This is a genomic window from Burkholderia sp. THE68 (assembly GCF_009938265.1).
Classification (GTDB): domain Bacteria; phylum Pseudomonadota; class Gammaproteobacteria; order Burkholderiales; family Burkholderiaceae; genus Caballeronia.
Map to the genome: position 1 here is coordinate 628,902 of NZ_AP022315.1, position 21,724 is coordinate 650,625.

A 21,724-nucleotide genomic window follows, 5' to 3' on the forward strand; every position below is an offset into this window, starting at 1 on the left:
AGTGCAGCAAGAATGCAGCCCCCGCGATGCGTCTGTCCAATATATTATTCAAGGCTTATTAGGTCGCAAGACATATCAATGGAGCAGAGAAATCCGCCCATCGAGCTGCGTCTCTTGCGCTATTTCGTGACGGTCGCCGAGGAGATGCACTTCGGCCGCGCCGCCGCGCGTCTCGCGATGACACAGCCGCCGCTCTCGCAGGCGATCCGCGCGCTGGAAGACGCGCTTGGCGTCGCGCTCTTCGTGCGCACGAAACGGACCGTGGAGTTGACACCCGTCGGCAAGGATCTGTTGCCGGAAGTGCGCCGCCTGCTCGCGTCCGCCGATGCGCTGCGCCCGCTCGCGCAATCGCTCGCGCGCGGCGAGGCGGGCGTGCTGTCGCTCGCGTTCGTTTCCACCGCCGATTACGGTCTTCTGCCAGCGCTGCTGCGCGATTTCGGCGCGCGCTATCCCGGCGTGCGGCTGCAACTGACCGAAGCGACCAGCGACGTGCAGATCGAAGAACTCGTCGCCGGGCGCATCGACGCGGGCCTCGTGATTCCGCCGCTGCCGCCGCGCTACGCGAGCGCGCTGTCATATCTGGCTGTCGCGCGCGAACCGCTCGTCATCGCGATGTCCGCCGATGCGGCGCTGGAACTGGGGCAGGGCCCGCAGGAATGGGCCGATACGCCCGTCGATCTGCACGATCTCGCTGTGGCGCCGCTCGTCGTCTTCCCGAGACGGCTCGCGCCCGGTTTGTATGACATCATCATGGGCTGCTACGGCGCGGCGGGACTGACGCCACGCATCGGCCAGGAGGCGATCCAGATGCAGACCATCGTGAGTCTCGTGTCCGCCGGCATGGGCGTCGCGCTCGTGCCGCAGTCGCTGCGTCATCTGCGGCGCACGGGCGTCGTGTATCGTCCGCTGCGCGTGGCGGGCGCATCGGAAACGGTCGTCGAGACCGGGCTCGTGTGGCGCGCGGCGGAAGTGAGCCCGGTGCTCGCCGGGTTCATCGAGATCGTCCGTTCGCGGGCCGAAAGCGCGGGTTCTGTATGATTCGCCCTTGTAGTTCGCTCAAGCTCTCACTTCAGAATGCTCATACATCCCAATTTCGATCCCATCGCGATCCATCTCGGACCGCTCGCCGTGCGCTGGTACGGCCTCATGTATCTGGTGGCGTTCGTGTCGGCCATCGTCATCGGGCGGCTGCGTCTGCGGCTGCCGTATGTCGCGGCGCAAGGCTGGACCGCGAAGGACATCGACGACATGCTGTTCTACGGCGTCCTCGGCACGATTCTCGGCGGCCGCCTGGGCTATGTGGTCTTTTACAAGGCGAGCTATTACGCGGCGCATCCGCTCGACATCTTCAAGGTGTGGGAAGGCGGCATGTCGTTTCACGGCGGCTTTCTCGGCGTGACGCTCGCGATGGTGCTGTTCGCGTTTCATCGCAAACGCACCTGGCTGCAGGTGACCGATTTCGTCGCGCCAATGGTGCCGCTCGGCCTCGCGGCGGGGCGTCTGGGCAACTTCATCAACGGTGAGCTGTGGGGCCGCGTGACGGACCCGAACGCGCCGTGGGCGATGCTGTTCCAGAATTCGACCAACGACGACGCGATCTGGCTCGCGAAAAATCCGCAACTCGATGCGCAATACCATCTCACCGAGATCTTTCAGCGTTACCACATGCTGCCGCGCCATCCGTCGCAGCTCTACGAGATCGCGCTGGAAGGGCTCGTGCTGTTCATCGTGATCTGGACGTTCTCGCGCAAGCAGCGGCCCGTGGGCGCAATTTCCGCGCTGTTTCTGATCGGTTATGGACTGGCGCGCTTCACCGTGGAATTCGCGCGTGAGCCGGACGATTATCTCGGCCTGCTGGCGTTCAACCTCTCGATGGGCCAGTGGCTTTCGCTGCCGATGATCATCGCGGGCGTGCTGATGATGGTGTGGGCGTACAAGCGCAATCTGCGCCTGCCGCCCGAATCCGCAAAAGCTTGACGGTTGCGGGGCGGCGTGCCCCGCAACGCATCGTTCAACGTCCCATCTGCACCGAGCCGGAGACGTCGACGGTCACCGTCGACGTGCCCGCTTCCATGGCGATCGGCGCGGCCATCTTCGCATCGTTGCTCATCGCGCGCGCCTGCATCATCATGATCGGGCGCGGCTGATTCCCGCTGCGTCCGACATTCACTTCCCGAATCGTGAAATTGCTATAGCCGAACGCTTGCGCTGCGGTTTGCGCCTGCTTGCGGAACGAATCGATGGCTTGCGAAACGAGCTTCTGCTCCGCCGCGCGCTGCGCTTCCGGCGACAGCGAGAACGCGACGCTGCCCACCTGCATCGACGAACTCATCTTGCCCGCGAGCTTCGACGCCGCCGCGAAATCGTGCGATTCGAGCACGACTTCCGTGCGGCCGCGCCACGCGGAGATCTTGCCGTCGCGGTCGGTGGTGGGGTACACGGTGAACGAGCCGCTCTTGGCGGTCACGCCCTCGACGCCCTTGGCTTCGCGCAACGCGGCTTCTGCGCGCTGATTGAGCGTGTTGGTGAGCGAGGAGGGATCGGCCGCTTCCTGCTCGAAGAAGAGCGTGATGTCGACGACATCCTGCGGCACTTGCGCGTTGGCCTGCGCCGATAGGGACAGCACGCCCGAGGGCTGCGGCTGCGTAATCACCGTTTGCGCGGCGGCCATTTGAGAGAAGCTGAGCGCTGCGCCCGACATCGCGAGAAGCGCGAGCGCGGCAGCGGTTTTCTTGTTGATCATCGAAGGACTCCGAACGCGGGATATCGCGTGATTCGCGACGGACTTTAGGCGCGGCCCGCGTGTCGTAAGTTCCTTGTTAGACGAGTTGCTCGGTAATAAATCGCCATTGCGCTTCGGTCACCGGCGTGATCGACAGGCGATTGCCGCGCGCGAGCACCTGCATGTCGGCGAGTTCCTTGTGCTCGCGCAGCGCGGCGAGCGGGACCAGCGGTGTCTTCTTCACGAACTTCACGTCGACGAGCATCCAGCGCGGCGTTTCCTGAGTGGATTTCGGATCGAAGTAATCGCTCTTCGGATCGAATTGCGTGGGATCGGGATAGGCCGTCGAGCACACTTTCGCGATGCCCGCGATGCCCGGCTCCGGACAGCTCGAATGATAGTAGAGCACGCCGTCGCCGATCTGCATCTGATCGCGCATGAAGTTGCGCGCCTGATAGTTGCGCACGCCCGTCCATGGCAAGGTTTTTTTCGGCGCGTGCGCGAGATGATCGATGCTCGCTTCGTCCGGTTCGGACTTCATCAGCCAGTAGCGCATGGTTGTTCGCTATGCGGAAATCGACGATGCAAAAAGAAAAAACGGCATCGGAAAAACCGATGCCGTTCTTTTGAAGAGGTCCCCGCCACAGCCGCTAGGCCGGCATCCTGAACCTGGGTTCAAGATTGGTCGCGGTAAGCAACACTTCGGGTACATCGGACTAGCGACGCGCGCGCCCATGTTGCAAGGTTCCGCAACCGTGCCAATGTAGCATTGGTTCAAGGAATATATGACCTTGGCGAACCAGGCAGGGAAACGTCACTCTACACCAATCGTTTGCCTTCTGCAGCCTCTAGTCATCAATTCGACGGTTTCTTTTTTCGATTGACTTTGCGCGCTGATTGACTCGACGCGCAGGCACCTTACTGCGCTTCGTATTGCGCGATGACGGCGCCCAGTTGTTCGTTCATCGAATGCATCGTGCGACGGATTTCCTCGGCGGGGAAAGCCTCGCCGTGACGCACGCTGTCTTGCAGCTTAAGCAATTCCGACGCCAGCGAAAGCGCCGCCATCACTGCGATGCGATCCGTGCCGCGCACGTTGCTTGCATTGCGCACCTTGTTCATCTCGGCGTCGACGCGCGCGACTGCTTCGCGCAACGCGCCTTCCGTTTCCGGCGAGCACGCGAGGCGATACGGCTGCCCGAGAATGGAAACTTCGATCTGCGTGTTCGTCATGCCTTCTCTCCCTGATGATGTTCGCCGTGCAATTCCGCTTCAGTTGCTTCCTGGGAATCGGCTTCGAGGAGATCGAGTTGATTGTCCGCTTCGGCATGTTGCGCGGACTTCGCACGCGGCAGCTTTTCGAGAATCGCGTTGAGGCGCACTTGCGCGTCGTCGATTTTCGCGGAGAGCGAGTCGCGTTCGGATTGCAGCGTGTCGCGTTCTTCACGCACCTGCTCGAGTTCGGCCTGCACGTTCGCGTGATCGGCGCGCAGCTGTTCGAGTTGTTCCTGCAGCGCTTCGCGCGCCTGCTTGTGGCGCTCGCTGATCTGGATCAGCCGGCCGATATTTCCTGACAGTGATTCGAGTTCGTTGAGCATGTGCTGCGTCCTCTAAAGACCTCGCATTTTAGCGCGGTTCAACGGAGCTTCCGATAATTGTCTCGTTTCGAGACGTAACAGCATGCGATCTCGCGCTTAATCCATCGAATCAAGCGCATGTCGTCATGCATTCGTGTGCAGATAAACGCGAGCGCCGATGCTTCGCTCGTTGAGGACAGGCCCGGCTGTTTCTCGTTAGATTCGTCATGCGCCGCGCCAATCTGTCCGCGCCGTTTTCTTGACGGCCCCAACCCGCGCTCCTACACTTGCCGCACTTTTGGTGCTCGCATCCGCGGATCTCGCGGATGCAGTCAAACGGGAAACAGGGAGCGAAGTCCCCGAAGTTCAACCGGGACGAGCCAACCTGTGCTGCCCCCGCAACGGTAAGCGACCGCAACGCAAGTTGCAAGTCGTCTCATGCGCGTTTTTGCAGCGCGAGCGTGTCGAATTTCATCGCACGGTCGCGACTGCAAGAAACGTGTCGACGCCACTGCGCACGAATGCGCGGGAAGGCGAGACGATCCGTCGCCAGCCCGGATACCGGCCAAGGCTCGACGCATCGGCGCATATCGCGCGATGCGTTCGTCGCGCATCGTCCTCGCGGGGAGCGGGGTCGCGCTCACGCTCCACGGGAAAGCTTCACACCATGTCATCGCCTCTGGGCGCGCTCGCCGCGCTCATTATCTTGCCGCTCGCCAGCACCGCGCACGCGGCCGACGACTCATCGCAAACGCTTGCGCCGGTCGTCGTCACCGCGACGCGCGCGCCGCAGCCGCTCGCCGAATCGATCCCGCAGACGTCGGTGTTCGACGAACAGGACATCGCCGACACCAATGCCACTGACGCGCTCGGCCTCGTCGCGCTCGCACCCGGCGTGCAGGTCACGCGCAATGGCGGACCGGGCGCGAACTCGGGTCTCTTTATACGCGGCGCGGCGTCGTCGCAATCGCTGGTTCTGATCGACGGCGTGCGCGTCGAATCGGTCTCGCTCGGCGCGGCGCAGTTGTCGCAACTGATGCTCGACCAGATCGGGCGCGTCGAAGTCGTCAACGGCAATGTATCGGCGCTGTATGGTTCGAATGCGATCGGCGGCGTCGTGCAGATTTTCACGAAGGAAGGCGAGCCGCATCCGCCGCGTTTCAGCTTCGAGGCCGAGTACGGCAGCTATCACACGCAGCGTCAGTCAGCGGGCGTGAACGGCGCGCTCGACAAGGACGGCCGCACGACCTTCAGCCTGAACGTTTCGCGCGAGAAGACCGACGGCTTTTCGTCGCTCGATCCGGCCATCGCGCCGGGCGCGAATCCGAACGCGAACGGCTATCTGAACGAGAGCGTCGCGGCGACGCTGCGGCACCAGTTCAGCGACAAATGGGACGCGGGCGTGCGCTTCCTGCAATCGAACGGCATCAACAGTTTCGACGATGCCTACGGCCAGCCCGCCGACATCAACGAAACGCACGACCGCGTGCGCTCCGCGTCCGTGTTCGCGAACGGCAGGATCACCGACGACTGGACTACGCATTTCATCATCGGGCAGGGACAGGACCGCGCGAATATCGAGCAGAACGGCGTCTATACGAGCCGCTTCAACTCGGAGAACCGTCAATACACCTGGCAGAACGATGTCAGGATCACCGAGGCGCACAAGTTGCTCTTCGGTTACGAGCATCTCGATCAGACGCTCGATTCCGATCAGTTCAGCGCGCCCGATCGTCACGTGAACTCGGTGTTCGTGGGCTACGTGGGGCATATCGGCGCGAGCGATGTGCAGGCGAATTTGCGTCACGACCAGTATTCCGATTTCGGCGGCGCGAACAGCTACTATCTGGGCTACGCGTACAACTTCGATACGCACTGGAAGGCGAGCGCGAGCTATTCGGCATCGTTTCGCGCGCCGAGCTTCGACGACCTCTACTATCCGTTCAGCGGCAATCCGTCGATTCGGCCGGAGCGCAGCCATTCGGTGGAGGCAGCGTTGCAGTACGCATCGAATGCGCTCGGCGTCGCGCGCGTCACGCTGTTCCAGACGCGCTATTCGAATCTGATCGACTATGTGTCCGATGGCGGCTTCTACTATGTCGCGCAGAACGTCGGGCGCGCGAAAGTGCAGGGCATCGAGGGATCGTGGGCGGGCCATGTCGGCGCAACGGATGTGCGCGCGGGCGTGACGTTCCAGAATCCCGTCGACGAAACGAATCACCAGGACCTGACGCGCCGCGCGCGGCATTTCGCGACGCTCACCGCGCATCGCACGATCGGGCGCTGGCGCGTCGGCGGCGAGTGGATCGTGAGCGGAGAGCGCAGCGATTACGATTCGACGCTCGCGGGATATGGCATCGTGAATCTGTCGGCGCGCTACGACATCTCGAAGTCGTGGTACGTCACGGCGCGCATCGACAATCTGTTCGACAAGGACTATGAACTCGCGTACTCGTACAACACGCCACGACGCGGCGCCTATGTCACGCTCGGCTGGCATCCGTCGTGAGCGGCGTCGTGAGCGGCGTCGTGAGTCGCGTCGTGAGTCGCGTCAGTGAGCGCCCGCGCGCGATGAACGCGAGTCGCGCGGCTGCGATCTGGAGCGCGCTCGGCATTGCGGCGCTCGTCGTGCTCGTCGCGTCGCTCGCGCTGGGCAGCGTCGCGTTGCCGGTATCGCGCGCGATCGGCGCGCTCTTTCACGCGCATGCCGCGACACCCGATATCGCCGATGAAATCGTGCTCACATTGCGCCTGCCGCGCGCGCTCGCAGGCTTTGCATCCGGCGCGCTGCTCGCGCTTGCCGGCGCGCTGTTGCAGGTGCTGTTGCGCAATCCGCTCGCGGAGCCTTACGTGCTCGGCGTGTCCGGCGGCGCGGCAGCCTTCGCGCTCGCCGCGATGCTCGCCGCGTTGCCGTGGTGGGGCGTCGATCTCGCCGCGTGCGCGGGCGCGTTCGCATCGATCGTCATCGTGCTCGGACTCGCGCGCAAGGACCTCTGGCAAAGCGGACCGGACGCGTCGCCGCGACTCTTGCTGACGGGCGTCGTGATCGCATCCGGATGGGGCGCGTTGATCACGCTGATTCTGAGCATCGCGCCCGAAAGCCGGCTGCGCGGCATGATCTTCTGGCTGACGGGCGATCTCAACGGCGCGGGGGCGCCGTGGCCCGCGCTGATCGCGCTCGCCGTCGCGCTCATCGCGATCGTGCCGGTCGCGCCGCAACTGAACGTGCTGCTGCGCGGCGACACCGCGGCGCGCGCGCTCGGCGTGCCGGTCGAACGTGTGCGGCTGCGTGTCTATCTCGTGGCGTCGATCGCCGCGGCGGCCGCGGTGACGACAGCCGGGACCATCGGCTTCGTCGGGCTCGTGGTGCCGCATCTGCTGCGCCTCGCGTTCGGCAACGATCAGCGCATGCTCGTGCCTGCCGCCGCGCTCGCGGGCGGTCTCGCCGTGATGGCCGCCGATCTCGCCGCGCGTACCGTGATCGCGCCCGCGCAATTGCCGGTGGGCGTCGTCACCGCGTTGATCGGCGTGCCGATGTTCCTGTGGATGCTCCTGCGGAGACCGCGATGACGCTGCATCTCGATGCCATCGTGCTTCGCGCGGGCGCGCGCACGCTGATCGACGGTCTCACGCAGACGATGTCGGCGGGCGAGGTGTGGTGCATCGCCGGGCCGAACGGCGCGGGCAAGACGACGCTTATCAACGTGCTGGCGGGCCTCATGAAACCCGCATCGGGCCGCGTGTCGCTCGAAGGCCGCGCGCTCGCGTCATGGCGCGCGGCGGATCTAGCACGCGAACGCGCGTTGATGCCGCAAGCCACGCACGACGCGTTCAGCGCGACCGTGCTCGATACCGTGCTGCTCAACCGCTTTCCGTATCTGGCCGGCTGGGGCTGGGAAAGCGACGACGATCGCAGCGCCGCGCGCGCCGCGCTCGACATGCTCGGCCTCGCGGCGTTCGCCGCGCGCGACGTGCTGACGCTGTCCGGCGGCGAACGCCAGCGCGTCGCACTGGCCGCAGTGTTGTGCCAGAACGCGCCGCTGCTGTTGCTCGACGAACCCCTTTCGCATCTCGATCTGCATCATCAGATCGATTGTCTTCATGCACTGCGCGACGCGGCGCGCGAGCACGCGCGCACCATCGTGTTCTCGTGCCACGATCTGAATCTCGCGCGCCGTTTCGCGACGCACGCATTGTTGCTCGACGGTCGAGGCGGCGCCTTCGCGGGCCGCGTCACCGACGTTCTGACGCCCGAACGCGCCAGCGCGGCCTTCGGCTATCCGCTCGCGTTGATCCGCGACGGCGAGCACGAAGCGCTCGTGCCATCCATTCATCGCTCATGAGAGGAATTTCGATGTCCACCCTCAACGACCTCCCGCTGCCCCGCGCACTCGACCGCGCCATCGAAGCGGAACTGCGCCGCATCATCGACATGAAAACGAAGCCGCCGGGCAGCCTCGGCCGGCTCGAATCCCTCGCGCTGCAGATGGGTCTGATTCAGCGCACGGTCAAGCCGCGCATCGAGCGTCCGGCGATGATCGTCTTTGCGGGCGATCACGGCATCGCGAAAGAGGGCGTGAGTTCGTATCCGCAGGAAGTGACCGCGCAGATGGTCGCGAATTTCCTGAGCGGAGGCGCGGCCATCAACGCGCTGTCGCGTTCGGTCGGCATGACGCTCGAAGTCGTCGATGCGGGCGTCGCGACGCCGATTCCCATCGATCACGGATACGAACGTCTGTCGCTCGGACTCGGCACGCGCAACTTCGCGCAAGAACCGGCGATGTCGCGCGAGACCGCGCTCGAAGGCATCGCGCGTGGCGCCGCGCGCGTGCGGCATCACGCGTCGCTCGGCACCAATGTGATCGGCTTCGGCGAGATGGGCATCGCGAATACGTCGGCGGCGGCGTGCCTGATGAGCCGCCTGTGCGATCTGCCGATCGACGAATGCGTCGGGCGCGGCACGGGTCTCGACGATCGCGGCCTCGCGCATAAACGCGATGTGCTCGGCCGCGCGCTCGCGCTGCATCGCAATGAGGGCGACGCGATCGATACGCTCGCGACCTTCGGCGGCTTCGAAATCGCGATGATCACGGGCGCGTATCTCGCCGCCGCGTGCGCCGGCATGACGATTCTCGTCGATGGCTTCATCGCGACATCGGCGCTGCTGGTGGCCGCGAAGATCGCGCCCGACGTGCTCGACTATTGCGTGTTCGCGCATGCGTCGAACGAGACGGGGCATCGCCGCATGCTGGCGCATTTCGATGCCGCGCCGCTGTTGCAACTCGATCTTCGGCTCGGCGAAGGCACGGGCGCGGCGCTCGCGCTGCCGATTCTGCGTGCGGCTGTCGCGTTCGTCGACGAGATGGCGAGCTTCGAGTCGGCGGGTGTATCGAACAAAGCCGATTGAGATGCGTGCGCTCGACGAACTGCGTTATTTCTTCACCGCGCTTGGCTATTTCACGCGCGTGCCGGTGCCGCGCTGGGTCGGCTTCGAGCGCGCGTATCTGAATGCGGCGGCGCGTTACTTTCCGCTCGTCGGCGCGATGGTCGGCGGCGTCGCGGCGCTCGTGTATCTCGCGGCGTTGCGTGTGTTTCCCGCGAGTGTCGCGGTGCTGCTTTCGATGGCCGCGACGCTCGTGTTGACAGGCGCGTTCCACGAAGACGGACTCGCCGATTGCGTCGATGCCTTCGGCGGCGCGTACACGCGCGAGGATGCGTTGCGCATCATGCACGACTCGCGCATCGGCGCGTTCGGCGCGATTGCATTGATGATCACGCTCGCGTTGAAGTGGCAGACGCTTGCGGTCATGCCGACGCAACGCGTCGCGTGGACGATGATCGCCGCGCACGCCGCGAGCCGCGTGTTCGCGATCAGCTATCTCGTCACGCTCGATTACGTGCGCGCGGAAGGCAAGGCGAAGCCGGTCGCGCAGCGCATGAGTCTTGCGTCGTTCGCGCTGGCGATCATGTTCGGCTTGCCGTGGCTTTTCGTGATCGACTCGAAGTTCGCCTGCTTCACGATCGTTGCGCTCGTCGTGTTGCGCTTTTTCATCGGACGCTACTTCGTGCGGCGCATCGGCGGTTATACCGGCGATTGTCTCGGTTTCTCGCAGCAGGTGTTTGAAATCGCGATCTATCTCATCGGGCTGGCATGGATCTCGTTCTGATCCGGCATCCGGAAGTCGCCATCGAGGCGGGCGTTTGCTATGGGCAAACCGATGTGCCCTTGCAACGTGATGCGCGTGAACTGGCCAGTGCGTTGATCACGCGCATGACGGCGCTGAACGTGCCTGCGTGTGTCGATGGATGGCATGCGAGCCCGCTTCGGCGCTGTGCATCGCTTGCGCATGCGCTGGCCGTTGATCCGCATATCGACGCGCGGCTTTCAGAAATGCACTTCGGCGCGTGGGAAGGTCGTGCGTGGGACGCGATCGATCGCGCGCTCATCGATGCATGGGCCGGCGATATTGAACATGCGCGTCCGCATGGCGGGGAGAGTCTTGCGCAGTTCGCGCAACGCGTGATCGGGTGGTTTGAATCGACATGCGTCGATCGGCAGGCCGTGCATGTGATCGCGCATGCGGGCGTCGTGCGGGTGCTTGCGGCGCATCTGCTTGATATCGCGCGGGAGAATGCGTTGCAGTGGTCGCTGGATTTTGGCGCAGTTGTTTGGTTCAGGCGCGTGCGCGGGGAGTGGGTGCTCGTGCGGTGGAATGCTTAGGATTCCGCCGCCGACGAACCCCAAACTACTATTTCACCCGCCGCGCTCGTGCGCTTTCCAGATCGCGGCAAAGCTCCGCCGCGCCCAACGCGAGCCTCGGCGTAGGCCGATTGATAAGATCCCCGTCGATGCCAAAGAGATTACCGCGCGCCACCGCCGTCAACGACGACCAGCGCTTCCACCGTTCGAGCGCAGGCAACGGGCGATCCGGTTGCGTCGCGCCCGGCGTCGCGGTGACGATCGCTTCGGGATTCGCCGCGAGCACGGCTTCGGTCGATATCGTCGGCACACGCGGCTTTTCCGCCGCGAACACGTTCACGCCGCCGCACAGCCCGATCACTTCGTCGAAGACGTTGTCACGATTGAGCGTCATCAGCGGATCGTCCCAGACCTGATAGAACACGCTCACCGGCGGTCGCTGCGAATAACGCGCGCGCAACTGCGCGATGTCGCGCGTGAACGCATCGGACGCGTCGCGCGCGCGTGCCTGCGTGCCTAGCAGCGCGCCCAGTTTGTCGATGCTCGTCGCGATATCGTCGAGATGCTTCGGCTCGCTGAAGTAGATCGGAATGCCGAGCGCCATCAGCCGGTCCATCTGACGCGCCGCATTGCCATGCCGCCACACGACGATCATATCCGGATGCAGCGCGACGATGCGCTCCAGATCGAGCGCCTTGTTGTCGCCGACGCGCGCAATCGTCTGCGCTTCCTTCGGATAGTCGCTGTAAGTCACCGCGCCGACGATGCGCACGCCGCCGCCCGCCGCGAACAGCAATTCGGTGACGTGCGGCGCGAGACTGACCACGCGTTCGGCGGGCTTGACGAGCGTGACGGATGCGCCGCTGTCATCAATGACAGTGATCGCATGCGCTTGCGTCATTTGTGTCATCAGGCAGCCGATCAGCAATGCGAACACACGACGCAGCATCACGCGCAAATCTCCCGCAAGGCGAGCGTGAGACGCGCCCAATCACCTTCCGTGCCCGGCAAGCCGATGCGCAGGCTCGGTGTCATGCCCGGCAGATCGAAGAGGCGCGTCCAGATGCCGCGCAGCGCCAGTGCGTGCTGAAGCTCGGGCGCTCTAGGCGTCGCTGTCCACGCGAAAAGCGGCGTCCCACGCACGTCGAAACCGTGGCTCGCGATCAGGGCGGCGAGTCGCGCGCCATCGCGTTGCAACTGCGCGCGCATGTCGCGCTGCCATGCGACATCGGCGAAAGCGGCGGCGACCGCATGCCGCGCCGGACCGCTCACGGTCCATGCGCCGAGCGCATCGCGCAAGGCATCGGCGATCGAAGGCGCGGCGAGCACGAAGCCCGCGCGGATGCCCGCGAGTCCGAAGAACTTGCCGACCGAGCGCAGCACGACGAGACCATCTCGCGCGGTGTCGGCCGCCAGCGACGACGCGGGATCGACATCGGCGAACGCTTCATCGACGATCAGCGTGCCGCCGCGCGATGCGAGCTGCGCGTGCCAATGTAGCAGCGTGTCGCGTGACAAGCGTTGCGCGGTCGGATTGTTCGGATTCGCGACGATCACGTGATTGAGCGTCGCGGGCAAATCGTGCGCGTCGATATCGAGCGTCACGATGCCGTGTCCTGCGCGCATGAACGCGGGCGCATATTCGCCGTAGGTCAGCGGCGCGACGCCCGCCGTGCCGCGGCGCAGAAGCATGGGCAACGCTCGGATCGCCGCCTGCGAACCCGCTACCGGCAACGCGAACGGCGCGCCGTAATAGCGCGCGGCGCACTCGCCCAAACCATCGCCGTCTTCGGGCAGACGCCGCCATGCGTCAGGCGGCACGGGCGGCACCGGATAGCCGCGCGGGTTGATGCCGGTCGACAGGTCGAGCCAGTCATCGAAGGGAATCGCGTAGCGGTGCGCGGCTTCGCGCAGATTGCCGCCGTGTCGGATGGTTTGTGCCATGTCAGCCACTCGTCGTCGCGCCCAGAGCCGCGAGCACTAAGAAAACCGCGAGCCACATCAGCGTCGCGCGCTCGACGAGCCGCAACGCCGCGACCACATGCTTCGGGTTCGCCGTGTGACCCGCGCCGAGCGTCGGCCGCGTCTCGGTCACGCCGTGGTACACCGCCGCGCCGCCGATCAGCACGTTCAGGCTGCCCGCGCCCGCGGCCATCACCGGACCCGCGTTCGGACTGTCCCACGAGCGCGCCTGCGTGCGCCAGCAATGCCACGCCATGTGCGTGTCGCCCGCGAGCGCGTAGGTCGCCGCCGTGAGGCGCGCGGGAATGAAGTTGAGCACGTCGTCGAAGCGCGCGGCGGCCCAGCCGAAACGCAGGTAGCGCGGCGTGCGATAGCCCCACATCGCGTCGAGCGTATTGGCGAGGCGGAACATCAGCGCGCCCGGGCCACCCGCGACCGCGAACCAGAAGAGCGCGCCGAAGATCGCGTCGTTGCCGTTTTCGAGCGCCGATTCCACGGCCGCGCGCGACAGGGCGTTTTCATCGGCTTTCGACGTATCGCGCGACACGATGCGCGAGGTCAGCGTGCGCGCACTCTCGATATCGCCGAGGCTCAACGCGCGCGCGATCGGCGCGATATGCTGGCGCAGGCTCTTCGCGCCGAGCGCGAACCAGAGCAGCAGCACATGCACGAGGCACGCATAGCCGAACGGCAGCACACCGACGAGCCACCACGCGATGACCACCGGCGGCGCGACCGCGACGAACCACGCGAGGATGCCCGCCGGCCGCGCGCGAAAGCCGGTATTCATCCGCGCTTCGAGCTTAGTCGCGAACTGGCCGAAGCCGACGAGCGGATGCCGCGCGCGCGGCTCGCCGAAAATGCGATCGACGATCACGCCGAGCACCGCGAGCAGCGCCATCGCGTAGGCGGAGAGGAGGAGCATCGCGCTTATCCCTTGAGCGCGAGGGGCAGGCCCGCGACCATCATCGTCACGCGCGTGCTCGCGGCGGCGACGCGCTGGTTCAGGCGGCCGAGTTCATCGACGTAAAGACGCGTGATCGAGCCGAGCGGCACCACGCCCAGCCCGATTTCATTGCTGACGACGATCACCTTGCCGCGCGTGTGCGCGAGCGCGGCGTCGAATTGCGCGAAGGCTTCGCGTGCGCTGTCGGGCAATACGGCGATCTCATCGCTCGCGCCTGCCGATGCGAACAGCAGATTCGCGAGCCACAGCGTCAGGCAGTCGATCAGCACGCAATGCCCGGCGTGATCCGCTTCGCGCAACGCGCCCGCGAGATCGAGCGGCGCTTCGATCAGCGTCCAGTGCGCGGGCCGGCGTTCGCGATGATGCCGCACGCGCTCGGCGAATTCGGCATCATCGCCGATGCGTGCGGTCGCGATATACGTGACGGGCAATCCGCTTTCGGCGGCAAGGCGTTCGGCGTGCGCGCTCTTGCCGGAACGCGCGCCGCCGAGGATGAACGTGAGATCGGAAGTCATCGCGATATTGTACTGACGGGCTAAGATAGCGCGTCGTTCTTCATGAGACTCGCTTCCGATGCCATTCACGCCACGCGGCACGCTGATGATCCAGGGCACGACGTCCGATGCCGGCAAGAGCACGCTCGTCGCCGGATTGTGCCGTCTCGCGCGGCGCGGCGGCGTGCGGGTCGCGCCGTTCAAGCCGCAGAACATGGCGCTCAACAGCGCGGTGACCGTCGATGGCGGCGAGATCGGCCGCGCGCAGGCGCTTCAGGCGATCGCGGCTGGCGTCGATGCGCGCATCGACTTCAATCCGGTGCTGCTCAAACCGACGAGCGATCGCGGCGCGCAGGTCATCATCCACGGTCACGCGCACGCCAATCTCGATGCGCGCGCCTATCACGACTACAAGCGCATCGCGTTCGATGCCGTGCTCGCGTCCTACGCACGCTTGCAGAACGAATTCGACGCGGTGATCGTCGAAGGCGCGGGCAGTCCCGCCGAAATCAATCTGCGCGACGGCGATATCGCCAACATGGGTTTCGCGGAGCGCGTCGATTGCCCGGTCGTGCTCGTCGCCGATATCGATCGCGGCGGCGTGTTCGCGCATCTCGTCGGCACGCTGGCGTGTTTGTCGGAGAGCGAGCGTGCGCGCGTGCGCGGCTTCGTCATCAACCGGTTTCGCGGGGATATCGGCTTGCTCGAACCGGGGCTCGACTGGCTCACGGCACAGACCGGCAAGCCGGTGTTCGGCGTGCTGCCGTATCTGCACGGCCTGACGCTCGACGCCGAAGACATGCTGCCGAGCCAGCCGCACGTTCGCGGCGCGGCGAGCGTTTTGAAGGTGATCGTGCCCGCGTTGCCGCGTATCAGCAATCACACGGATTTCGATGCGCTGCGCGCGCACCCTCAGATTGATTTCAGCTATGTGCGCGCCGGCGTCGCGCCGCCGCCCGCCGATCTGATCGTGCTGCCCGGCTCGAAAAGCGTGCAGCGCGATCTCGCGTGGCTGCGCGAGAACGGCTGGGATCGCGCGATCGAACGGCATCTGCGTTACGGCGGCAAGGTGATCGGCATCTGTGGCGGCATGCAGATGCTCGGGCGCACGATCGACGACCCGGACGGCGTCGAAGGCGCGCCGGGTTGCGTCGAGGGCCTCAAGTTGCTCGAACTCTTCACCGTGCTCACGCCGCAGAAGCAGCTGGAGAATGTCGTTGGCCGATTGACCATCGACGGCACGCGCGCGGACGTGCGCAGCTACGAAATCCACATGGGCCGCACGCACGGCGCGGCGCTCGCGCGGCCGCTCGTCGCGCTGGATTCGGGGCGCGTCGACGGCGCGGTATCGGAGGATAGCCAGATCGCCGCGACCTATCTGCACGGCTTGTTCGACACGCCCGAAGCGTGCGCAGCGCTGCTCGAGTGGGCGGGCGTGCAGGGCGCCGAGCCGCTCGATTACCCGTCGCTGCGCGAAGCGTCGCTCGACCGGCTGGCCGATTCGTTCGCGCAATCGCTCGATTTGGACGCGTTACAGGCCGCGTTCGCTCAATAAAGAATCATCTGCGTGCAGCGGAACATGGCGATGAGCTTGCCGTCGCCGTTCGTCACCGTCGCGTCCCACACTTGCGTGCTGCGCCCGAGATGCACGGCCGTCGCCTTCGCGACGATTTTCCCGTCGCGCGCCGTCGAGACGTGGTTGCTCTTGAGTTCGAGCGTCGTGAAGTTCTGCGCCTTGTCCGGCAGATGCGCGATGCACGCGTAGCCGCAGCACGTATCCGCGAGTCCGATGACGGTCGCCGCATGCAGAAAGCCGTTCGGCGCGAGCAGTTCCGGACGGATCACGAGTTCGCCGCTCAACTGGCCCTGATCGAGCGAAATCAGTTGCACGCCGAGCAGGTCGGGCAAGCGGCCTTTCTGGCGGTTGCGCAGGAAATCGAGGGTGACGTCGGGGCGGAGTGCGGTCATGAGTGTGGTCGTGTCGAAGAGTTGAATTTGGCATGGCCGTTCGGTCAACATGCCGGATGCATCACTTTTGCCGATAATATCAACGCTCGAATCATGCACCTGTTCTCATCAAGACGAAATCGCGCGCGGTGGGGCGTGCGCGCGCTCAACAAAATCCAGGACACTTCATGACCGTGATCGTGGTGGCAAATCCGAAGGGCGGCGTCGGCAAAAGCACGCTCGCAACCAATCTGGCCGGTTGTTTCGCGGCGGACGGCGAGTGGGTCGCGCTCGCCGATCTCGACAAGCAGCGCTCGTCGCACGCGTGGCTCTCTCTGCGCGCCGAGACGCTGCCGAAGATCGAGGAATGGGCGATCGACGTCGATGCCCCCGCAAAACCGCCGAAAGGTCTGGAGAAAGCCGTCGTCGACACGCCCGCCGGCGTGCACGGCAACCGGCTCGCGCTCGCGCTGGAGCTGGCGGACAAGGTGATCGTGCCGCTCCAGCCCTCGATGTTCGACATCCTCGCGACGCAGGACTTTCTCGCGAAGCTGGCGAAGGAAAAGGCGGTGCGCAAGGGCGCGATCGAAGTCGGCGTGGTCGGCATGCGCGTGGATGCCCGCACGCGCTCGGCGGACCAGCTGCATCGTTTCGTCGAAGGGCTCGACCTGCCGGTGCTCGGCTTCCTGCGCGACACGCAGAACTACGTGCAGCTCGCCGCGCACGGCCTCACCATCTGGGACGTGGCGAAAAGCCGCGTCGAGAAGGATCTGGAGCAGTGGGAGCCCATCATCGAATGGGTGTCGAAGAAATGAAAAAGCCGGCGTCCTTCGAGGAATCGCCGGCTTCTTGAGGCAGCAGCGCCGAAATCAGGTCCAGTTCTGCGTCGGAACGTGATCGCGGCTGCCCTTGATGCGGTTGTCGTCGTCGACGAATACGAGATTCGGCTTCCAGCCCGCCTTGATCTCTTCTTCGTCTACCTGCGCGAACGCCGCGATGATCACGAGGTCGCCCAGTTGCGCGCGGCGCGCCGCCGAGCCGTTCAGCGAGATCATGCCGCTGCCGCGCTCGCCCTTGATCGCGTAGGTGGTGAGGCGCTCGCCGTTGTTCACGTTCCAGATGTCGATCTGCTCGTTTTCCATCAGGTTCGCGGCTTCGAGCAGGTCTTCGTCGATCGCGCACGAGCCTTCGTAGTGCAATTCGCAGTGCGTGACCGTCGCGCGGTGGATTTTCGATTTGAGCAGGGTGCGCTGCATGATGCTTCCTTCAGATTTCCAGATTGTCGATGAGACGGGTCGCGCCGAGCTTCGCCGCTGCGACCACGACGAGCGGCGCATCCACGTCCGCTTCGCCCGGCGGCAGCAGGTTCGAGCGCTTGCGCACGCTGATGTAATCGGGCTTCCAGCCGCGTTCGGCGAGCGCGTTCACCGCGTCGCGTTCGAGCGCGGCGATATCGCGATTGCCGGAGAGCACCGCTTCACGCACGCGCTGTAGCTGTTCGGCGAGCTTCGGCGCTTCGGCGCGCTCGTCCGCCGAGAGAAACCGGTTGCGCGACGACAGCGCGAGCCCGTCCTCATCCCGCACGGTTTCCGCCGCGATGATTTCCGTGGGCAGCGCGAACTGGTGGCACATGGCCCGCACGATCATCAACTGCTGATAATCCTTCTTGCCGAACACCGCGACGCGCGGCTGCACGCACGACATCAGCTTCATCACGACGGTGCACACGCCAGTGAAGAAGCCGGGGCGGAATTCGCCTTCGAGAATGTCGCCGAGATTGTGCGGCGGATGCACGCGATACTCCTGCGGCTCCGGATACATGTCCCGCTCGGTCGGCGCGAAGAGTACGTAGACGTTCTCTCTCTGCAGCTTTTCGATGTCGTCCTGCAGCGTGCGGGGGTATTTGTCGAAGTCTTCGTTCGGCCCGAACTGCAGACGGTTCACGAAGATGCTCGCGACGACCGGATCGCCATGCTGGCGCGCGAGGCGCATCAGCGAGAGATGGCCTTCGTGGAGGTTGCCCATCGTCGGGACGAAGGCGGTTCGGTTCTGGCCGCGCAACTGGTCGCGCAGTTCATGGATGGAGCTGATGACTTTCATCGAGCGGGTGTCTCCTGTCGAGCGGCTTGTGTTGCCGCCACGCGGGAAGGGTAAGAAAAACTAGGCGGGAGAATACGCGAGCCGCACGTAGATCGGCGCGTATGGCTCGGGCTGCGTGATTTCGATCAGCGCTTCGCGCGACAGCTCCAGCATCGCGATGAAATTCACGACGACCACCGGCACGCCGCGCGAGGTATCGAACAGCTCCGTGAACTCCATGAAGCGCGCGCTCTGCAGGCGCCGCAGGATCACGCTCATGTGCTCGCGCACCGAAAGCTCCTCGCGCGAAATCTTGTGATGCTGGACGAGCTTCGCGCGCTTGATGACGTCGGCCCAGGCGGCGCGCAGGTCGTTCATGTCGACATCGGGGAAGCGCTGCTCGGCGGCCTGCTCGATATAGATGTCCGCGCGCAGGAAGTCGCGGCCGAGCTGCGGCAACTGGTCGATCTTCTGCGCGGCGAGTTTCATCTGCTCGTATTCGAGCAGGCGGCGCACGAGTTCGGCGCGCGGGTCTTCGGCTTCCTCGCCGGTATCCGCTTTCCTGACCGGCAGCAGCATGCGCGACTTGATCTCGATCAGCATCGCGGCCATCAGCAGGTATTCGGACGCGAGCTCCAGATTCGATTCGCGAATCTGGTCGACGTAGCCGAGATATTGCGCGGTGACATCCGCCATCGGGATGTCGAGCACGTTGAAGTTCTGCTTGCGGATCAGGTAGAGCAGCAGGTCGAGCGGGCCTTCGAACGCTTCGAGAAAGATTTCGAGCGCGTCGGGCGGAATGTATAGATCCGTGGGCAGCTTCCAGAGCGGCTCGCCGTACAAGTGCGCGATCGCGACGCCGTCGATGGTGTCGGGCGTCGAATCGGTCGCGGGCGTGGCGAGCGCCACCGCGCGCTCATCCCGTACACCGTCCCGCGCCGGCTCGTGCGGCGCATGCGCGGGCGATTGCGGCTCGTGGCCGGCTGCGCTCACTTTCAGAAGTTCTGGTAGTAGACGTAAGGCGTCTGGTTCACGCGCGATTGCTGTTGCTCGCCCCGCTCGTCGAGGTCGATTGGCTGCTTGTCCCACAGAAGCGCGCGGCCGCGGCGCTGTTCGTCTTCCAGCGACGGCTTCTGCTCTTTCAACTGATTGATGAACTGGGTGATGTCCGACTGATACATGATCCGGCTTCCGTTGGGTCGAGGCGTTTGAAATCGCAATTTTACCGCAAGCGTACGGCGACAACGCATCTCGACGCGCGGCCCGCTCGTGTTTGTTCCGCTTATCGAAAGTCGCACGCGCGTGCAGGTTTCGCGGAACCCCGCTGGCGCGCAGCCGTCCAAAGGCGCACGCCGGGCGTGAACCGGACCGCTTTGCGGTGCCGGCCCATGGCAATGTGGTGAAATAGCGCCTGCGCCCTTTCGCAACGGCCGCATGTCTTACCTTTCAATTCCAATATCCCGATGCCGGAGGTCGTTTGGCGGGGCGTTCGTTTGATCCGCTGCGCGCGTTGCGCGTGAAGCCTGCCGGCGCAAGACGCCTGCCGTCCGTGTCGATCCTGGTCATGGCGCTCCTCGCGTTCGGCTTTGCCGCGCCCGCTTTCGCCAAATACGACGTCGACATCGACGCGCCGCGCAGCATCAAAAAGCTGCTCAAGGAGAACCTCGACATCTCCCGCTTCGCGAAGCGCGACGACGTGAGCGACGACCAGTTCCAGTTCCTCGTCACCGCCGCGCCGAAGGACGTGCGCGACCTCGTCGCGACCGAAGGCTATTTCACGCCCGTCGTGCGTACGGATGTCACGACCGTCGACGACAAGCGCAACGTCAAGGTGAGCGTCGATCCCGGGCCGCGCACGATGATTGGCTCCGTGCAGCTGAATTTCACCGGCGCGGTGACGACCGAGGACCGTTCGCGGGAAAACGCAGCGCGTTTCGCCTTTTCGGTGAACGAAGGCGATCCTTTCACGCAAGGCGGCTGGGACGACGCCAAAAACGCGGCGCTGCGGGCGCTGCAAGCCAAACGCTATCTCGGCGCGAAGATCGTGCGCTCGCAGGCGCGCATCAATCCGCGCGCGCATCTCGCCGATCTCTCGGTGACCTTCGACAGCGGCCCGACCTTCACGCTCGGCAAGCTCGACGTCACCGGGCCGAAGCGCTATCCCGCCTGGATCATCGATCACGTGAATCCGATCGAGCCGGGCGAGATATACGACGTCGCGCGCCTGAACGAACTGCAGCGGCAGATCCAGAACACGCCGTACTACGCGAGCGTGGCCATCGACGCGGACGCCGACGTCAACAAGCCGAACGAAACGCCGCTGCACGTGAAGGTGAGCGAATACCCGTTCCACAGCATCCGCTACGGCGTGGGCTACGCGACCGACACCGGTTTCCACATTCAGGGCGCGTACAGCTATCTCAACACGTTCGGCGCCGCGTATCCGTTCACGATCTCCGGCCGGCTCGACCAGACCCAGCAGTACGGCCGTGTGCAGCTCGCGATGCCGCCCGATTCGCACGGCTGGGTGAACGCCGTGTTCGGCTCCTACACGATCACCGATGTATCGAGCACGAAAATCTACAGCGCGCGCGTCGGCGTGCAGCGCTCGCGTTCGCGTCAGAACATCGACACGACGTATTCGCTGACTTTCTATGACGACCGCCTGACGCAGAACGAGCCGAATCCGTCGACGGCGCGCGCGCTCGTGCCGGCGTGGAGCTGGGTGCGCCGCGACGTCGACGATCCTCTGTTCCCGCGTCGCGGCAACATCATTCGCGCGGAGGCGGGCTTCGCCGTCAAGGGCGTGATGTCCGACCAGACCTTCGCGCGCCTGTACACCAACGCGCTGCAATACGTGCCGCTCGGCAAGAACGATCTGCTCGTGTTTCGCGCGGAGTTCGGCGGCGTGTTCACGAGCGGGCCGTCGAGCGGCGTGCCCGCGTCGCTGCTGTTTCGCGCGGGCGGCGCGAACTCGGTGCGCGGTTATAGCTATCTGAGCATCGGCAACAATGTGGCCGGCTCGATCCTGCCGACCAAATACATGGTGACCGGCAGCAGCGAGTATCAGCACTGGTTCACGCACGACTGGGGCGGCGCGGTGTTCTTCGACATCGGCACTGCCACCGATACGTGGGGCGAGCGCGTGTTCCAGCCGGGCGTGGGCGTCGGTGCGCGCTGGCGCAGCCCGGTCGGCCCGGTCAATGTCGACGTGGCGTACGGATTGAAGAACAAGAGCATCAAGCCGTATCTGACGCTCGGCATCGCGTTCTGATG

Annotated in this window: 24 protein-coding genes, 1 other RNA gene and 1 riboswitch; of the genes, 11 read left to right on the forward strand and 14 right to left on the reverse strand. The window is 64.9% G+C overall.

Annotated features, from left to right (window positions below; all coding sequences use genetic code 11):
* The first annotated feature begins 78 nt into the window (after window positions 1-78).
* Window positions 79-1,038, forward strand: coding sequence for a LysR substrate-binding domain-containing protein (locus BTHE68_RS02975; protein WP_162065078.1), 960 nt, complete (start codon window positions 79-81; stop codon window positions 1,036-1,038).
* A gap of 36 nt (window positions 1,039-1,074) precedes the next feature.
* Window positions 1,075-1,977 carry a prolipoprotein diacylglyceryl transferase gene (lgt, locus tag BTHE68_RS02980; RefSeq protein ID WP_162065079.1) on the forward strand — a complete coding sequence of 301 codons (903 nt, stop codon included), beginning with the start codon at window positions 1,075-1,077 and terminating at the stop codon, window positions 1,975-1,977.
* A gap of 34 nt (window positions 1,978-2,011) precedes the next feature.
* On the opposite strand, the gene BTHE68_RS02985 is transcribed toward lgt, so the two are convergent.
* From BTHE68_RS02985 to BTHE68_RS03005, 5 genes are all read right to left on the reverse strand, one after another.
* Window positions 2,012-2,743 carry an SIMPL domain-containing protein gene (locus BTHE68_RS02985; protein WP_232077893.1) on the reverse strand — a complete coding sequence of 244 codons (732 nt, stop codon included), beginning with the start codon at window positions 2,741-2,743 and terminating at the stop codon, window positions 2,012-2,014.
* Between the two features lie 76 nt (window positions 2,744-2,819).
* Window positions 2,820-3,278 (reverse strand): EVE domain-containing protein, encoded by a 459-nt coding sequence (locus BTHE68_RS02990; RefSeq protein ID WP_162065080.1) that lies wholly within the window; start codon window positions 3,276-3,278, stop codon window positions 2,820-2,822.
* A gap of 75 nt (window positions 3,279-3,353) precedes the next feature.
* A non-coding RNA gene (gene ssrS, locus BTHE68_RS02995) (6S RNA) lies at window positions 3,354-3,535 on the reverse strand.
* Window positions 3,536-3,640: 105 nt separating this feature from the next.
* The gene (locus tag BTHE68_RS03000; RefSeq protein ID WP_061173025.1) at window positions 3,641-3,955 is read right to left on the reverse strand and encodes a cell division protein ZapA; all 315 of its coding nucleotides are present in this window, start codon (window positions 3,953-3,955) and stop codon (window positions 3,641-3,643) included.
* Window positions 3,952-4,320 carry an ATPase gene (locus BTHE68_RS03005; RefSeq protein WP_162065081.1) on the reverse strand — a complete coding sequence of 123 codons (369 nt, stop codon included), beginning with the start codon at window positions 4,318-4,320 and terminating at the stop codon, window positions 3,952-3,954. The genes BTHE68_RS03000 and BTHE68_RS03005 overlap by 4 nt, the downstream gene beginning before the upstream one ends.
* A 260-nt stretch (window positions 4,321-4,580) precedes the next feature.
* Window positions 4,581-4,883, forward strand: a riboswitch (cobalamin riboswitch).
* 83 nt (window positions 4,884-4,966) lie between these two features.
* Here BTHE68_RS03005 and BTHE68_RS03010 point away from each other — a divergent pair.
* From BTHE68_RS03010 to BTHE68_RS03035, 6 genes are all read left to right on the forward strand, one after another.
* Window positions 4,967-6,808, forward strand: coding sequence for a TonB-dependent receptor domain-containing protein (locus tag BTHE68_RS03010; RefSeq protein ID WP_162065082.1), 1,842 nt, complete (start codon window positions 4,967-4,969; stop codon window positions 6,806-6,808).
* Window positions 6,809-6,870: 62 nt separating this feature from the next.
* Complete coding sequence (locus BTHE68_RS03015) at window positions 6,871-7,869, forward strand: FecCD family ABC transporter permease (RefSeq protein ID WP_162066761.1); 999 nt, start codon at window positions 6,871-6,873, stop codon at window positions 7,867-7,869.
* Window positions 7,866-8,642 carry an ABC transporter ATP-binding protein gene (locus tag BTHE68_RS03020; protein ID WP_162065083.1) on the forward strand — a complete coding sequence of 259 codons (777 nt, stop codon included), beginning with the start codon at window positions 7,866-7,868 and terminating at the stop codon, window positions 8,640-8,642. Before BTHE68_RS03015 ends, BTHE68_RS03020 begins: the two co-directional genes overlap by 4 nt.
* 11 nt (window positions 8,643-8,653) lie before the next feature.
* A complete protein-coding gene (cobT, locus tag BTHE68_RS03025; protein WP_162065084.1) occupies window positions 8,654-9,706 on the forward strand; it encodes a nicotinate-nucleotide--dimethylbenzimidazole phosphoribosyltransferase in 1,053 nt (350 codons plus the stop codon).
* A gap of 1 nt (window position 9,707) precedes the next feature.
* The gene (locus tag BTHE68_RS03030; protein ID WP_162065085.1) at window positions 9,708-10,466 is read left to right on the forward strand and encodes an adenosylcobinamide-GDP ribazoletransferase; all 759 of its coding nucleotides are present in this window, start codon (window positions 9,708-9,710) and stop codon (window positions 10,464-10,466) included.
* On the forward strand, window positions 10,451-11,020 hold the full coding sequence (locus BTHE68_RS03035) for a histidine phosphatase family protein (RefSeq protein ID WP_162065086.1): 570 nt from the start codon (window positions 10,451-10,453) through the stop codon (window positions 11,018-11,020). Before BTHE68_RS03030 ends, BTHE68_RS03035 begins: the two co-directional genes overlap by 16 nt.
* Before the next feature lie 28 nt (window positions 11,021-11,048).
* Here BTHE68_RS03035 and BTHE68_RS03040 read toward each other — a convergent pair whose 3' ends face one another.
* From BTHE68_RS03040 to cobU, 4 genes are read right to left on the reverse strand one after another with little or no spacing between them, the layout of a single operon-like run.
* Window positions 11,049-11,948 carry a cobalamin-binding protein gene (locus tag BTHE68_RS03040; RefSeq protein ID WP_162066762.1) on the reverse strand — a complete coding sequence of 300 codons (900 nt, stop codon included), beginning with the start codon at window positions 11,946-11,948 and terminating at the stop codon, window positions 11,049-11,051.
* Window positions 11,948-12,943 carry a threonine-phosphate decarboxylase CobD gene (gene cobD, locus BTHE68_RS03045; protein ID WP_162065087.1) on the reverse strand — a complete coding sequence of 332 codons (996 nt, stop codon included), beginning with the start codon at window positions 12,941-12,943 and terminating at the stop codon, window positions 11,948-11,950. The genes BTHE68_RS03040 and cobD overlap by 1 nt, the downstream gene beginning before the upstream one ends.
* A gap of 1 nt (window position 12,944) precedes the next feature.
* Window positions 12,945-13,886, reverse strand: coding sequence for an adenosylcobinamide-phosphate synthase CbiB (cbiB, locus tag BTHE68_RS03050; RefSeq protein WP_162065088.1), 942 nt, complete (start codon window positions 13,884-13,886; stop codon window positions 12,945-12,947).
* Window positions 13,887-13,891: 5 nt separating this feature from the next.
* The gene (gene cobU, locus BTHE68_RS03055; protein ID WP_162065089.1) at window positions 13,892-14,443 is read right to left on the reverse strand and encodes a bifunctional adenosylcobinamide kinase/adenosylcobinamide-phosphate guanylyltransferase; all 552 of its coding nucleotides are present in this window, start codon (window positions 14,441-14,443) and stop codon (window positions 13,892-13,894) included.
* 58 nt (window positions 14,444-14,501) lie between these two features.
* Between cobU and BTHE68_RS03060 the strand changes: the two genes are divergently transcribed.
* Entirely contained in the window at window positions 14,502-15,977 is a 1,476-nt protein-coding gene (locus BTHE68_RS03060; RefSeq protein WP_162065090.1) for a cobyric acid synthase, read from the forward strand.
* Here the strand turns inward: BTHE68_RS03060 and BTHE68_RS03065 are convergent.
* A complete protein-coding gene (locus BTHE68_RS03065; RefSeq protein ID WP_061173036.1) occupies window positions 15,971-16,390 on the reverse strand; it encodes a PaaI family thioesterase in 420 nt (139 codons plus the stop codon). The two genes, BTHE68_RS03060 and BTHE68_RS03065, sit on opposite strands and share 7 nt — an antisense overlap.
* A gap of 167 nt (window positions 16,391-16,557) precedes the next feature.
* Between BTHE68_RS03065 and BTHE68_RS03070 the strand changes: the two genes are divergently transcribed.
* The gene (locus BTHE68_RS03070; RefSeq protein WP_162065091.1) at window positions 16,558-17,184 is read left to right on the forward strand and encodes a nucleotide-binding protein; all 627 of its coding nucleotides are present in this window, start codon (window positions 16,558-16,560) and stop codon (window positions 17,182-17,184) included.
* A 54-nt stretch (window positions 17,185-17,238) separates the two neighbouring features.
* On the opposite strand, the gene panD is transcribed toward BTHE68_RS03070, so the two are convergent.
* The 4 genes from panD to BTHE68_RS03090 form a co-directional block, all read right to left on the reverse strand.
* Window positions 17,239-17,625 carry an aspartate 1-decarboxylase gene (gene panD / locus BTHE68_RS03075; RefSeq protein WP_061118808.1) on the reverse strand — a complete coding sequence of 129 codons (387 nt, stop codon included), beginning with the start codon at window positions 17,623-17,625 and terminating at the stop codon, window positions 17,239-17,241.
* Window positions 17,626-17,635: 10 nt separating this feature from the next.
* On the reverse strand, window positions 17,636-18,469 hold the full coding sequence (panC, locus tag BTHE68_RS03080; RefSeq protein WP_162065092.1) for a pantoate--beta-alanine ligase: 834 nt from the start codon (window positions 18,467-18,469) through the stop codon (window positions 17,636-17,638).
* 60 nt (window positions 18,470-18,529) lie between these two features.
* A complete protein-coding gene (locus BTHE68_RS03085; RefSeq protein ID WP_162066763.1) occupies window positions 18,530-19,357 on the reverse strand; it encodes a segregation and condensation protein A in 828 nt (275 codons plus the stop codon).
* An 86-nt stretch (window positions 19,358-19,443) separates the two neighbouring features.
* Window positions 19,444-19,632: a DUF3460 family protein gene (locus tag BTHE68_RS03090; RefSeq protein ID WP_174258022.1), complete on the reverse strand. Its 189-nt coding sequence runs from the start codon at window positions 19,630-19,632 to the stop codon at window positions 19,444-19,446.
* Window positions 19,633-20,012: 380 nt separating this feature from the next.
* On the opposite strand from BTHE68_RS03090, the gene BTHE68_RS03095 reads away from it, so the two are divergent.
* Window positions 20,013-21,722: an autotransporter assembly complex protein TamA gene (locus BTHE68_RS03095; RefSeq protein ID WP_232077920.1), complete on the forward strand. Its 1,710-nt coding sequence runs from the start codon at window positions 20,013-20,015 to the stop codon at window positions 21,720-21,722.
* Window positions 21,723-21,724 lie beyond the last annotated feature (2 nt).